Annotated in this window: 13 protein-coding genes and 1 other RNA gene; 7 read left to right on the forward strand and 7 right to left on the reverse strand. The window is 56.7% G+C overall.

Annotated features, from left to right (window positions below):
* Nucleotides 1-8: 8 nt before the first annotated feature.
* Nucleotides 9-394, reverse strand: a transfer-messenger RNA (tmRNA) gene (gene ssrA / locus DW349_RS14725).
* Nucleotides 395-550: 156 nt separating this feature from the next.
* Nucleotides 551-1,036: an SsrA-binding protein SmpB gene (smpB, locus tag DW349_RS14730; protein ID WP_108123953.1), complete on the reverse strand. Its 486-nt coding sequence runs from the start codon at nt 1,034-1,036 to the stop codon at nt 551-553.
* Between the two features lie 119 nt (nt 1,037-1,155).
* Here smpB and DW349_RS14735 point away from each other — a divergent pair, with 119 nt between their 5' ends.
* On the forward strand, nt 1,156-1,497 hold the full coding sequence (locus tag DW349_RS14735; protein WP_108123954.1) for a CidA/LrgA family protein: 342 nt from the start codon (nt 1,156-1,158) through the stop codon (nt 1,495-1,497).
* Nucleotides 1,494-2,210, forward strand: coding sequence for an LrgB family protein (locus DW349_RS14740; RefSeq protein WP_108123955.1), 717 nt, complete (start codon nt 1,494-1,496; stop codon nt 2,208-2,210). The genes DW349_RS14735 and DW349_RS14740 overlap by 4 nt, the downstream gene beginning before the upstream one ends.
* On the opposite strand, the gene astE is transcribed toward DW349_RS14740, so the two are convergent.
* From astE to DW349_RS14765, 5 genes are all read right to left on the reverse strand, one after another.
* Nucleotides 2,196-3,206 (reverse strand): succinylglutamate desuccinylase, encoded by a 1,011-nt coding sequence (astE, locus tag DW349_RS14745; protein WP_157954212.1) that lies wholly within the window; start codon nt 3,204-3,206, stop codon nt 2,196-2,198. The two genes, DW349_RS14740 and astE, sit on opposite strands and share 15 nt — an antisense overlap.
* Before the next feature lie 51 nt (nt 3,207-3,257).
* The gene (locus DW349_RS14750; protein WP_108123957.1) at nt 3,258-3,971 is read right to left on the reverse strand and encodes an ABC transporter permease; all 714 of its coding nucleotides are present in this window, start codon (nt 3,969-3,971) and stop codon (nt 3,258-3,260) included.
* 3 nt (nt 3,972-3,974) lie between these two features.
* Entirely contained in the window at nt 3,975-4,682 is a 708-nt protein-coding gene (locus DW349_RS14755) for an ABC transporter permease (RefSeq protein WP_108123958.1), read from the reverse strand.
* A 150-nt stretch (nt 4,683-4,832) separates the two neighbouring features.
* Complete coding sequence (locus tag DW349_RS14760; protein WP_108123959.1) at nt 4,833-5,591, reverse strand: transporter substrate-binding domain-containing protein; 759 nt, start codon at nt 5,589-5,591, stop codon at nt 4,833-4,835.
* A 195-nt stretch (nt 5,592-5,786) separates the two neighbouring features.
* Nucleotides 5,787-6,560 (reverse strand): ABC transporter ATP-binding protein, encoded by a 774-nt coding sequence (locus tag DW349_RS14765; RefSeq protein ID WP_108123960.1) that lies wholly within the window; start codon nt 6,558-6,560, stop codon nt 5,787-5,789.
* Between the two features lie 580 nt (nt 6,561-7,140).
* Between DW349_RS14765 and DW349_RS14770 the strand changes: the two genes are divergently transcribed.
* The 5 genes from DW349_RS14770 to DW349_RS14790 all read left to right on the forward strand — a co-directional run bounded on the left by DW349_RS14770 (nt 7,141) and on the right by DW349_RS14790 (nt 12,757).
* Nucleotides 7,141-8,766 carry an ABC transporter substrate-binding protein gene (locus DW349_RS14770; RefSeq protein WP_108123961.1) on the forward strand — a complete coding sequence of 542 codons (1,626 nt, stop codon included), beginning with the start codon at nt 7,141-7,143 and terminating at the stop codon, nt 8,764-8,766.
* Nucleotides 8,767-8,842: 76 nt separating this feature from the next.
* The gene (locus DW349_RS14775) at nt 8,843-9,853 is read left to right on the forward strand and encodes an ABC transporter permease subunit (RefSeq protein WP_108123962.1); all 1,011 of its coding nucleotides are present in this window, start codon (nt 8,843-8,845) and stop codon (nt 9,851-9,853) included.
* A 10-nt stretch (nt 9,854-9,863) separates the two neighbouring features.
* Complete coding sequence (gene dppC, locus DW349_RS14780; RefSeq protein ID WP_108123963.1) at nt 9,864-10,748, forward strand: dipeptide ABC transporter permease DppC; 885 nt, start codon at nt 9,864-9,866, stop codon at nt 10,746-10,748.
* Between the two features lie 9 nt (nt 10,749-10,757).
* Nucleotides 10,758-11,753, forward strand: a complete 996-nt coding sequence (gene dppD, locus DW349_RS14785) for a dipeptide ABC transporter ATP-binding protein (protein ID WP_198650394.1) — start codon at nt 10,758-10,760, stop codon at nt 11,751-11,753.
* Nucleotides 11,750-12,757: a peptide ABC transporter ATP-binding protein gene (locus tag DW349_RS14790; RefSeq protein WP_108123964.1), complete on the forward strand. Its 1,008-nt coding sequence runs from the start codon at nt 11,750-11,752 to the stop codon at nt 12,755-12,757. The genes dppD and DW349_RS14790 overlap by 4 nt, the downstream gene beginning before the upstream one ends.
* Nucleotides 12,758-12,770 lie beyond the last annotated feature (13 nt).

A 12,770-nucleotide genomic window follows, 5' to 3' on the forward strand; every position in this document is an offset into this window, starting at 1 on the left:
CTGCTTGATGGTGGAGGCGGCGGGGATCGAACCCGCGTCCGCAAGTCCTCCATTCTCGGTCCTACATGCTTAGTCTCTTCTTTAATTTACCCTTGCCGTTACCGAAGGACAGGTGCGACTCGGGGAGCCTGGGATGTTTGTTTAACAGCTCCGGCCCAGACAACCTTCACTGCGATCCTGAATTATTGACAGTCAGTAGAGCCGTTCAGGCACAGCTCAGTGACTGCCGGACCGGTTAAGGGGTCCAGTTATGAAGGATTAGGCTGCGAGAGCGTAACCTTCGTAGTTGTCATCGTTTGCAACTATGAGTTTGCAGCTTTGGTTTAACGAGATTCGCTACCATCTCGGCATGCACCTTGAACTTTGTAACCCGCGTCGAAGCCATGTCGCCCCCGAAAACGGTTCACCGAAAGTTCCGGTGGTGTCGGCTAAATGCAGCCGACGGTCGCGGTTTTCAAGGTTTATTCCAATGTTCAGGAGCCCGGAAACCGCGAGGTGGCGCAGTCTAGCACGCCGCTTTCTATCTATGAACCTATCTATGCACCGACCATCAGGTGTTGTGGGCTTTCATGATGCGTTCTTTCTGTCGGTTCCAGTCGCGCTCTTTCATCGTGGCACGCTTGTCGTGCAGTTTCTTACCTTTCACCAAGGCAACGTCGGCTTTCACTTTATTGCCTTTCCAGAACAACGACAGGCACACCACGGTGTAACCCTGCTGCTCGGACTGGCCCATCAGCTTGTCGATTTCGCGACGGTGCATCAGCAGTTTGCGGGTGCGTGTCGGGTCGGCAATGACGTGGGTGGAGGCGGTGCTTAACGGCGTGAAGTGCGCGCCAATCAGCCAGGCTTCATCGTTCTTGAAGATGACGTAGCTGTCGACCAATTGCGCTTTGCCTTCGCGCAGACTTTTGACTTCCCAGCCCATTAACTCCAGGCCGGCCTCGACTTTCTCGGCAATCTCGTAGTCGTGGCGCGCCTTCTTGTTCTGGGCGATGGTTCCGCCGCCTGGTTGCGGCTTTTGCTTGGCTTTACTCATAACGGTCCATTATACAGGGCGCGCCGTTGTGGCGGCTACCGCGCTGCAACACTGTCTTCGGGCTTTTGCTGGGTGCGCGCCCATGGCTTGAGGCACAATAGCGCTCAAAGGAGGGCGCCATGCTGTTCGGATTCTTCATTCTGTTGGTGTATTGGCTGGCCGGTGAGTGGGTTACCGCGTTAATTGGCTGGCCGATTCCGGGCAATGTGGTCGGGCTCTTACTGCTGTGGATCACGCTGACGATTTACCGCCAGGTGCCGAAATCACTGGTCGATGCCAGCAGCGCGTTGATTCGCTATCTCACCTTGCTGTTCGTACCCGCCGGTGTCGGCCTGATTCAACATTGGGACCGGCTGATGTCGAACGGCTTGTGGATCATCCTGATCATCGCCATCAGCACGGTGTTGGCAGCACTGACGATGATCGCTCTGTTCAAATTATTGAAGGCACCGGGCGCATGATCGCTTCCATTCAAACCCTGCTGGCGATCAGCCTGACGGTGGGCATCTATCTGGCGGCCGAGCAACTGTATATCAAGGCCGGTCGCAATGCGTTGCTGCACCCGGTCATTATTTCCATCTTCAGCCTGATGGGATTAATCACGGTGTTCGGCTGGGGTTATCCGCAATACCAGAACGACACCCGCTTCATTCATTTCCTGCTTGGCCCGGCAACGGTGGCGCTGGCCGTACCGCTGCACGAAAACATGGCGCTGATCCGCAAGATGGCGGTGCCGTTGTTGCTGGCATGTTTAAGCGGCGCGTTAGTGGCGTCGGCCAGCGCGGTGATGTTGTCTGCCTGGATCACCGGCGACGAAGTGCTGTCATTAAGCATGAGCGCCAAATCGATCACCACGCCCATTGCCATCGGCATGGCCGACAGCCTCGGTGGCAGCGGTTCGTTGGCGGCGGGTTTGGTGTTGTTGGCGGGATCCATCGGCACTCTGATTTTGCCGACATTGATGCGACTGTGCCGACTGCACGATCATGCCTTGTACGGTTTTGTACTAGGCGTTACCGCGCACGGTTTCGGCACCGCTCAGGCGTTCGAAAAGTCGATCACGTGCGGCGCCTTTGCCGGTTTGGCAATGAGCCTGACCGGTGTCTTCACCGCCTTTCTGGTGCCGCCGCTGGTGCCTTTTTGGTTACAGCCGTTCTGGCTACTCGGCGGCTAAGGCCCGCAACATCAAACCCGCACGTTGACCAACCGGCACTTTGGGGTTCGGAAACACGATGCATTCGGGCTGTTCACCGACGCGATATTCGCGCTCGCCATCGCGCCAGATTAATGTGCCCGGCGCGTATTCGGTAAAATTCAGCGCGTCGTCGGGCACGAAAAACTCCCAGTGTTCACTGGTCACTTCAATCGAATGGCAAACTTCGAATTGTGTTACCGGGCGCTTCGGCTGTTCGGGCAACGGTTCGCCGGCAATCAATTCGCGCAACGCATAATCGATGCCGCTGTAACGCTTCAAATCGTTCTCGCCAAAAGGTTTCACCTGACCCAGTTCGAGCGTGAAGCTTTGGGCTTCGTACTTCAGCGATGAAAACGACGAAAAGGTATTGCCCGCTTCACGTTGCAACAACACCGTGTCGATATCGGAACGCGCCAAAAAGGCCTGCTGATTTGCCGGCAATTGCCGACCTTCCACAAACGGATAGACCGCAAAACGTTCGCGCTGGCTGCCACGAATGGCGGTGTGCAAATCGTAGTGATAGCGCTGTGTTACCGTGACCGGTTCGCTGGCAAAAAAGTTGGCGACAAAGGCTTCCAGTTTGGCGGCGCGCTTTACTTCTTTCAGACCGACGTCCTGATGTTGCCAGTCGCCAGCGAACAAGCGGTTCATGTTCACATCGACAAAGCGCTTCGCTACTTGCATCGCCCAGGGGTTACCGATGATGAACAACACACGCTGACCAACTTTCTGCTCTTCGGCCAACACATCGCTCACGATGTCGCGGACGATCTCGATCGGCGCGGTTTCGTTGCCGTGCACTCCGCAGGAAATCACCAAAGAAGTATCGCAGGCGGTATTGGGTTCAACGCGCAATACGCCGCCGTCGAGCAACGCGACTTCGGTGCCAGCGCTGAGAATATCGAAACTGGGTTCGATGGTTTCGTCGGCGGTCGCCAGACAATGGTCGAGAAAGTTGGAGTAGGAGCCGAACACGAAATTAGCCTCAATTAAAAAAGGCCGCGAAGGCGGCCCGGAATCAATTCGTCAACGCGGTCTCAAATGCGCCAGCAGGCGTTTTTCCAACTGCTTGAACACATAGAAGATGGTGAAAGTCAGACACAAATAAATCAGCGCGACAAAAATGTAGGCCTGAAACGGCGCGTAAAAGCGCGCATAAATATCACGCGCAGCGCCGGTCAGATCAATAATAGTCACGGTCGAGGCGATGGCGCTGGAGTGCAGCATAAACACCACTTCGTTGCTGTATGCCGGAATTGCACGACGGAAAGCGCTGGGCAAAATAATGCGCCGCATCCGCTTGGCAGCACTCATGCCATAGGCTTTGGCCGCTTCGATTTCACCACGTGGTGTCGCTTCGATGGCGCCGCGGAAAATCTCCGTGGTGTAGGCCGCCGTGTTCAGCGTGAAGGCGATCAGGCAGGGATAAAAAGCGCGTTCGAAAATCACCCAGAATATCGAATCCTGAATGCCGTTGATCAGTGTCACGCCGTAGTAAATCATGTACAACTGAATCAGCAACGGCGTGCCGCGAAACACGTAGGTGAAACACCAGACCGGCCAGTTGATCCATGGTTTTTTTGAGGTGCGCATAATCGCCAACGGTACCGCCAGCATCACGCCAATCAACAACGACAAGAACACCAGTTGAACGGTGTTGACCAACCCATCCCAATAATGGGCCAGGGTTGTGGGGGTGAAAATTTTGTTTTGTTCAAGCAGCGCCAGAATGAAATCCATCGATCAACCCTCCACAACGCCAACGCTGTAGCGTCGTTTGAGTTGACGGAAAAACCATTCGGAAACGGTCGTGAGTGCCAGATAAATCAGTGCCACTGGAACAAAAAAGATGAAGGGTTCGCGCACGGTTTTCGATGCCTCGGTCGCCAGGTTCACCATGTCGGCGAGGCCAATAACGCTGACCAAAGCAGTCGTCTTCAACAGCACTTGCCAGTTGTTGCCCAAACCGGGCAGTGCGTGGCGCATCATCTGCGGAAACATGATGCGGTTAAACACTTGCCAGCCGGTCATGCCGTAGGCTTTGCCGGCTTCAATCTGGCCGGGTTCGACGGCCATAAAGGCACCGCGAAAAGTCTCGCTCATGTAGGCACCGAAAATAAAACCGATGGTAGCAACGCCGGCCACAAACGGGTTTACCTGAAAGAAAATATCGATGGCACCACCGCTGGTGTTGTACAGCCAATCGGTCAGGGCGTTGATGCCAATCTGGCCGCCGAAATAAATCAGCATCATCAACACCAGATCGGGGACGCCGCGAATCACAGTGGTGTAGAGCGTGGCAGTCCAACGCAACAGTCGCTTGGCTGACAGCTTGCCGCTGGCACCGAGCAAACCGAGGATGACAGCAATCAGCAGAGACAGAAAAGCCAATTGAATGGTCAGGAAGGCGCCTTTGAAAATCGAAGGGCCGTAGCCGTAAAGGTCCAGCATAGTGTGCGCTCTGTGGTTAGATTCCGAGGCTTCATCATTATTATTCAGGCTCGGAATTGGTCGAGTCGGCTTGCGTTTGGCAATGATGAATGAACCAAACGTAAACCGGCTAAGGGTCTGGTGCAGTGCACCAGACCCGTTACATCAAAATCAGATCTTGATGTTGGAAGTGAAGTATTTCTGCATGATGGTGTCGTAAGTACCATCGTTTTTGAATTTCTCCAGCGCCGCGCTGACAGCTTCTTCCAAAGCGGTGTCGCGCTTACGGAATGCAGCGCCAACGCCTTCGCCCAGAATGCTGACCGGCTCAGAGATGTCTTCGCTGACCTGGCTGACAGTATCGGAACCTTCGATCATGCCCAGGCCGGCCAGTGAGTCGATGAACATGGCGTCCAGACGACCACCTTCCAGATCGACCAGGATGTCATCGGCTGTGGTGTAACGAACGATTTCAGCGTCGCCGTGCAGTTCAGTCAGGTAGGTGTCCTGAATGGTGGCGCGCTGAACACCGATGCGAGTACCGGCTGTGGCGCTGGCATCGAATTCGTGGCCGTTAACTGCGAAGAACGCAGACGGGCTGGTGTAATACGGGTCGGAGAACAGGACGCGCTCAGCACGTTCCGGGTTGATCGACATGGAGGAGAAAATCATGTCGTATTTGCGCGCCAGCAGACCGGGGATGATGCCGTCCCACGCCTGGATAACCCACTCGCAATCTTTGCCGGTGATTTCGTTGCACACGGCGTTGCCCAGTTCGATTTCGAAACCAGTCAGTTCACCGCTCGGATCACGGAATTCGAACGGAGGGTAAGGCACGTCCACACCGACACGGATCACGTCATAATCTTCGGCTTGTACGGCTGTGCTCAGTGCCACCAGGGCGGCCACTGTCATCAGTACTTTTTTCATTCTCTTTGACTCCAGTTGTTATCGTTACCAGGTGGTGCCTGGCCTTCGTCGTTGTAATAAGGCGCCTTGTGGGCGCCCAAGCTCTCTCGGTCCTCTCGTCCATGAGCCCGGCCCGAAGGGGCGGGTCCTGCCAGCAACTACTCGCCCATATCGCGGACGTGCATCCTGCTTGCCCAGCACGACGCTGTGAAAGCGTCAGTAACTCGGCGAAATAAACTGTTTGAAGCGTTCAGATTTGGGATTGTTGAACACGTCCTGCGGGTCGCCTTCTTCTTCGATGCGGCCCTGGTGCAGAAACATCACTTTATTGGAAACGTCGCGGGCGAACGCCATTTCGTGCGTCACCACCACCATGGTGCGGCCTTCTTCGGCCAGTGCGCGCATGACTTTCAAGACTTCGCCAACCAGTTCCGGATCGAGTGCCGAGGTCGGTTCGTCGAACAGCATCACTTCCGGGTTCATCGCCAAAGCCCGCGCAATGGCGGCGCGTTGCTGTTGGCCGCCGGACATGTGCGCCGGGTAGTAATCACGCCGATCGTACAGGCCGACCCGATTCAAATGCGCTTCGGCGCGCTCGGTGGCTTCGGCGCGGCTGACGCCCAACACCTGCATCGGCGCTTCGATGATGTTTTGCATCACCGTCATGTGCGACCACAGATTGAAACTTTGAAACACCATCGATAATTGCGCACGAATGCGTTCGACCTGACGCATATCGGCCGGTTCGCGATCGCCGCGACGATTGGTTTTGAAACGGACGCTATCGCCATGAACACGCAATTCACCCGAGGTGGGAATTTCCAGCATGTTCAGGCAACGCAGGAAGGTGCTCTTGCCGGAACCGGACGAACCGATCACCGAAATGACGTCGCCTTTGTCCGCTTCCAATGAAATGCCTTTAAGGACTTCAAGCTCACCAAAGCATTTGTGAATGTCGGTGGCCAACAGCGGGGCGCTTGCCTGACCCATCTGATTCTCCTGATCGGTCTCTCCCCTGGACTGGCAAGGATCAGGCTCACCAGAAGGCCCTTCGAGAGAGGATGGTTTATTGTTCATTTCTGGCGCAAAGATAGTGCGCAAAGCCCCACGGCGATGCAAAACACTTCGGAGCCCTAAGTTTTCGTCAAAGCGACACCGCTTTCATGACTGCGCCCAACAGCCATTCGCCCCAGGCGGCCAAGCAACTCTCAAGCCAGTTTGGCGTTTCTAGCATATTTAAAGGCACCGCTCCATGCCTATGCGACAGCCGAGCCACAGCCAGGAGCAACCCAAGGCAGATCGGTACTGACTCAAGCGGTTTTTTGCCATTTTGGATCAGCTCGGCAGGCGCGGCTGGCCGCTGGCGGGGGTTTGCCCTATTGTGAGGCTTGTTTTATTCTCACGCACCATTTTGAGCCAGTTATAAGCTTATAATGCGCGAAAACAGCCCGATCATGCAGTGGCCCTGTTTTTGCTGTTGGCTTTGGTTCATGGGCGTCGCCCTCACCGGCGTCCAAAAGCGTTCCACGCCCTACCCGGGGCCATCCATCCATCTAGGAGAGTCATAATAATGAAAAAAGGCATACCCATTCTTGTGGTGGTCTTAATCGTTGTTGCCGCCGCCGTCTGGTGGTTCAGCAACTCCGAAGACCAGCAAGTCGCCGAAGCTACAACCTTCGTTTACTGCTCGGAAGCCAGCCCTGAAGGTTTCAACCCGGCGTTCTACACCTCCGGTACCACCTTCGATGCAGCCGGTCGTACCATGTTCAACCGCCTGGTTGAATTCGAGCGTGGCGGCACTGCCGTTAACCCGGGCCTGGCTGAAAGCTGGGAAATTTCCGACGACGGCCTGACTTACACCTTCCACCTGCGTGACGGCGTTAAGTTCCACACCAACCACGGTTTCACACCCAGCCGCGACTTCAACGCTGAAGACGTACTGTGGAGCTTCAACCGTCAGATGGACGAAAGCCATCCGTACCACGGCGTATCCAACCAGGATTACGCTTACTTCGGTTACATGGGCATGGCCGACGCCATTGCTTCTCTGACCGCACCGGACGACATGACGGTTGTGTTCAAACTGAGCGCACCGAATGCGCCGTTCCTGGCTAACCTGGCGATGGACTTCGCCTCCATCGGTTCGGCTGAATACGCCGCCGCCATGATGGAAGCTGGCACGCCGGAAATGGTTGACCAACAGCCGATCGGCACCGGTCCGTTCATGCTGACCGATTACCAGCAAGACGCCGTTATCCGTTACACCGCTCACCCGGATTACTGGGAAGGCGCAGCGGACATCGACCGTCTGGTGTTCTCCATCACTCCGGACGCCAGCGTGCGTTACGCCAAGCTGAAATCTGGCGAATGTCACCACATGGTGTACCCGAACCCGGCCGACATTGCTGAAATGCAAGCCGACTCCAACATCAGCGTCATGTCTGCTCCTGGCCTGAACGTTGGTTACCTGGCGTTCAACACCGAAAAAGCTCCGTTCGACAACAAACTGGTTCGTCAGGCGCTGAACCTGGCTACCAACAAGGCCTCCATTCTGGAAGCGGTGTATCAGGGCGCTGGCGAAGCCGCCAAAAACCCGATCCCGCCGACTATGTGGTCTTACAACGATGACGTTGTCGATTACGACTACGATCCGGCCCGTGCCCGCGAACTGCTGGCGCAAGCTGGCTACCCGAACGGTTTCGAAACCAACATCTGGGCCATGCCGGTACAACGTCCGTACAACCCGAACGCTCGCCGTATGGCGGAGCTGATCCAGTCTGACTGGGCGGCTGTTGGCGTTGACGCTGAGATCGTTTCCTACGAGTGGGGCGAGTACCTGGACCGCACCTCCAATGGCGACCACGAAACCGCCATGTTGGGCTGGACCGGCGACAATGGTGATCCGGATAACTTCCTGAACACCCTGCTCGGCTGCCAGGCAGCGGCCACTGGCGGCAACATTGCCTTCTGGTGCAACGACGAGTTCAACACTCTGGTTAACGATGCCCTGCGCGTCTCTGACATCGACCAACGCACTGCGCTGTACGAGCAGGCTCAGTTGGTGTTCAAAGAAGAAGCGCCTTGGATCACCGTTGCTCACTCTGTTGTTTACGAGCCGATGAGCCCGTCCGTTCAGGGTTACAAAATGAGCCCGTTCGGTGTTCACGCGTTCTACGGTGTCAGCCTGGCTGAATAACATCGCCTGAGAATAATGACAGACCTTCACAGGGCGGCAGTGTCACTGCCGCCCTTTCTCGTTTCAGGTTAGCCACATGTTGCAATTCTTCTTACGTCGCCTGGGCATGGTGATCCCCACCTTTATTGGGGTGTCGTTGTTCGCCTTTGCTCTTATTCACCTCATTCCTGGCGATGTCGTCACCATCATGGGTGGCGAGCGCGGTGTCTCCGCCGAAACCCGCGCCGAACTGGAAGCCATGCTCGGCCTCGACAAGCCGCTCTGGCAACAGTACTTCATCTACATTGGTAACATTCTGCAGGGCGATCTGGGCACGTCCTACGTCACCGGCAAGCCGGTACTGTCAGAATTTATGGCCCGCTTTCCTGCCACGCTGGAACTGACCATCTGCGCCGGCATCTTTGCCGTCCTCGTCGGTTTAACGCTGGGCATTCTGGCCGCCATTCGCCGCGGCGGTTGGCTCGACCACACCGTGATGACCATTTCTCTGGCCGGCTATTCGATGCCGATTTTCTGGTGGGGTCTGCTGCTGATTTTATTGTTCTCGGTCAACCTGGGTTGGACGCCCGTATCCGGCCGTATGGATGTGATGTTCTGGGTAGATAACGTCACCGGCTTTATGTTGATCGATACGTTGTTGTCGCCCGCCAAAGGCGCCTTTGCCTCGGCGCTGCAACACCTGCTGTTGCCCTCCATCGTGCTGGGCACCATTCCGATGGCGGTGATCGCGCGGATGACGCGTTCGTCCATGCTCGAAGTGCTGGGTGAAGACTACATTCGCACCGCCCGCGCCAAAGGCCTGAGCAAAACCCGCGTCGTCGCCAAACACGCGCTGCGCAATGCATTGATTCCTGTGATCACGGTGATGGGTTTGCAGGTCGGGATGTTGCTCTCTGGCGCCATTCTGACGGAAACCATTTTCGCCTGGCCGGGCGTTGGCAAGTGGCTGATTGAAGCCATCAACCGCCGCGACTATCCCGTCGTTCAGGGCGGACTGCTACTGGTTGCAACGCTGATCATTCTGGTCAACCTGCTGGTCGATCTGATGTACGGCGTGGTCAATCCGCGCGTGCGCCACAGCAAATAAGGAGCCGGTCATGACACAGACTCTTGCAAGTAAACCGGTTTCGCCGCTGGCTGAATTCTGGTCGTATTTTTCCGCCAACCGAGGCGCGCTCGCCGGTCTCGGTTTTATCGTATTCATTGTGCTGGTGGCGATCTTTGCCGATTTCATCGCGCCGCATCACCCGCACGAACAGTTCCGTCAATTCATTCTGACGCCACCAGCCTGGACGGCCGAAGGCACCAGTCAGTTTCTGCTCGGCACCGACGGCGTTGGCCGCGATATTCTGTCGCGCCTGATTCACGGCGCCCGATTGTCATTGTTGATCGGTCTGGTGATCGTCACCTTGTCGCTGGCAATGGGCATTTGCCTGGGTCTGGCAGCGGGCTTTTTCGGTGGCGTTATCGACTCTGCTGTGATGCGCGTTTCTGACGTTCTGCTCGCCATGCCGCCGCTGTTGCTGGGCATCGCCGTGGTCGCCATTTTGGGCCCGAGCATCGTCAATTCCGGGCTGGCGTTGTCGCTGGTGTATTTGCCGCATTACGTGCGTTTAACGCGCGCCTCGGTGCTCAGCGAAATCAACAAAGACTACGTGGTGTCATCACGCGTCGCCGGAGCGTCTTCGCTGCGGCTGATGTTCATCACCATTTTGCCGAACTGCCTGGCGCCGTTAATCGTGCAGGCCACGCTCGGTTTTTCCAACGCCATTCTCGACATGGCCGCGCTCGGCTTCCTCGGTCTCGGTGCTCAGCCGCCGTTGCCGGAATGGGGCTCCATGCTCGCCACCGCGCGCGAATTTATTCAAAGCGCCTGGTGGGTGGTGACCTTCCCCGGCGTGGTCATTTTGCTGACCGTATTGGCGTTCAATTTAATGGGCGATGGCTTGCGCGATGCCCTCGATCCCAAACTCAAACAATAGGAGACCGCAGTGACTGCTCAAGAATCCACGCTGCTGTCGGTCGAAAACCTCAGCGTCCGTTTCGGCACCGGCAAGAACCCTTTTACCGCCGTTGACCGCATCAGCTATCAAGTCAAAGCCGGCGAAGTGGTCGGCATTGTCGGCGAATCCGGTTCCGGCAAAAGTGTGTCGTCGCTGGCGTTGATGGGACTGATCGATTTCCCTGGCAAGGTCGAAGCCCAGGGCCTGAGTTTCAAAGACACCGACCTGCTGAAACTGAGTGAAAAACAGCGCCGTAAAATCACCGGCTCTGATATTTCAATGATCTTCCAGGACCCGATGACCTCGCTGAACCCGGCGTTCACCGTCGGCAACCAGATCATGGAAGCCATCGAAGTGCACCAGGGCGGCACGCCCGCCGAGCGTAAGGAAAAGGCCATCGACCTGCTGCGTCAGGTGGGTATTCCGGCACCGGAAAGCCGCATCAACAACTTCCCGCATCAGTTATCGGGCGGTATGAGCCAGCGCGTGATGATCGCCATGGCGATTGCCTGCGACCCGAAATTGCTGATCGCCGACGAACCGACCACGGCGCTCGACGTGACCATTCAGGCGCAGATCATCGAGTTGCTGCTCAAGCTGCAACGCGAAAAACAGATGGGTCTGATTCTGATCACACACGACCTGGCATTGGTCGCTGAAGCGGCTGATCGCGTGGTGGTGATGTACGCCGGCCAGATCGTCGAGACCGGCCCGGCCGCCGAAATTTTCAAAGCGCCGCGTCACCCTTACACCCAGGCACTGATGCGTTCCCTGCCCGAATCGGCCATGGGTCACAATCGCCTGCAAGCGCTGCCCGGCGTGGTGCCCGGCGCTAACGACCGGCCCCAGGGCTGCCTGCTGAACCCGCGCTGTCCGTACGCCACCGACCGCTGCCGCAGCGAAGAACCGAGCTACATCGGCCCGCAAGGTCGCCAGGCCAAGTGCTTCTATCCATTGGATGACAACGGGAGGCCCGCCGCATGACGGACACCCAAAACCGCCCCATCATGCAGGGGCTGGGACTGAAACAGCATTACAGCGTGAACCAGGGTTTTATGAAGCCCAAGGGCACGGTGAAAGCGCTCGACGGCGTGAATTTCTCCGTTGAAGCCGGCAAGACGCTGGCCGTAGTCGGTGAATCCGGTTGCGGTAAATCAACGCTGGCGCGACTGCTGACGATGATCGAAACACCCACCGAAGGCGCGCTCGAATTCGACGGCCAGGATCTGCTGAAACTCGATGCCGCCAAACGCAAAGAATTGCGTCAGCGTATCCAGATTATTTTCCAGAACCCGTACGGCTCGCTGAACCCGCGCAAAAAAATCGGCACCATTTTGGAAGAACCGCTGGTCATCAACACCCAGCTGAGCAAAGCCGAACGCAAGGAAAAAGCGCTCAGCCTGCTGCAAAAAGTCGGTTTACGCCCGGAACATTACGACCGCTACCCGCACATGTTTTCCGGCGGTCAGCGCCAGCGCATCGCCATCGCGCGTGGTTTGATGATGAACCCGAAAGTCGTCGTCGCCGACGAACCGGTATCGGCACTGGACGTATCGGTTCAGGCACAGGTACTGAACCTGATGATGGATTTGCAGGACGAACTGGGCCTGGCTTACGTGTTCATCTCGCACGATCTGTCGGTGGTGGAACACATCGCCGACGACGTCATGGTGATGTACCTGGGCAAGGTGGTGGAATACGGTTCGACCGAGCAGATTTTCGGCAATCCGCAGCATCCGTATACACGGGCGCTGCTGTCGTCAACGCCGCGCATCGAACCGGAAAAACGCATCGAGAAAATTCGCCTGACCGGCGAGTTGCCATCGCCGTTGAACCCGCCATCGGGCTGCGCCTTCCACGGCCGTTGCCAATTTGCGAATGAACGTTGCAGCGCAGAAACGCCGATGTTGAAGCAGCAGGATGCTGCTTCAACCGTGGCGTGTTTCGGCGTGGATGAAACGCGATTGCCGTATTTGGTGACAGCTTAACGCTTGACGGAAG

Origin of the sequence: Saccharospirillum mangrovi, from assembly GCF_003367315.1 — a bacterium.
In the GTDB taxonomy this organism is placed as follows: Bacteria; Pseudomonadota; Gammaproteobacteria; order Pseudomonadales; family Natronospirillaceae; genus Saccharospirillum; species Saccharospirillum mangrovi.